Below are 740 nucleotides of genomic sequence, written 5' to 3' on the forward strand. Positions count from 1 at the left end.
GGTGGCCCAGTATCTCTGCATCAGGATAGGAGAGGCAGAGGCTCTCCAGAAGCGAATACAGAGACTGATTCTGGGCTGGAGTACGCGTGTCGGCAGGCTTGCCGTTCTTGTCGAGACCTCCCTCATAACAGATGCCGATGCTGTGGGCATTGTAATGACGGGCATGGGCTCCTACCTCTGACTCCGGACGACCCGGATATACCACACCATCCTTCGTGATGTAATAATGATAACCGATACTCCGGAAACCGCGGGCAAGATGGCACGCCTCCAACTGCTCGAATGTGAAATCCTGAGTCACTCTCGTGGCAGAACAGTGGATCACGATGAGTGAAATGCTACGATGTTTCTGTGTCATGGCAACCTTCTTTCTTTTAGCAGTTCTGTACACAGAATGAGCTGGCTACAGCTGTTAATACCGTGATGAGGAAGTTGATGATGGTTTTCCAGTTTACTCTTTTCATTTTGCTTTGTTTTTTAATGATTAATACTAAGTGGATAATAACTATCACATGCTTGTTTTAGTGGTTGAAATTTAGTTTTAGTAAGCGTCTGTAAACGGAGAAGGATGGGGGAGAAACTGATGGCCCGGACACCCGTAAAAGGCAGGTTCTTGAGTCGTTATGATTTGCTGTTTCATCGGGAAATGTCTGGATGAAAACCAGCCGTTGGTGCCTTCGGAATATCCCTGTCGCCGCTCAGCTTATCCCCTTATTCCTTCTTCCTGTTTTCGCATACGT

At 47.4% G+C, this 740-nt stretch carries 2 protein-coding genes; both read right to left on the minus strand.

Annotated elements, in window-relative coordinates; genetic code table 11:
- On the minus strand, nucleotides 1-358 hold a 358-nt coding region (locus KSW37_RS15665), incomplete at its 3' end, for an N-acetylmuramoyl-L-alanine amidase (RefSeq protein ID WP_217315385.1).
- Between the two features lie 16 nt (nucleotides 359-374).
- Nucleotides 375-464, minus strand: a complete 90-nt coding sequence (locus KSW37_RS15670) for a smalltalk protein (protein ID WP_203054327.1) — start codon at nucleotides 462-464, stop codon at nucleotides 375-377.
- Nucleotides 465-740 lie beyond the last annotated feature (276 nt).

The sequence above is a fragment of the Segatella copri genome, assembly GCF_019127135.1.
Classification (GTDB): Bacteria; Bacteroidota; Bacteroidia; order Bacteroidales; family Bacteroidaceae; genus Prevotella.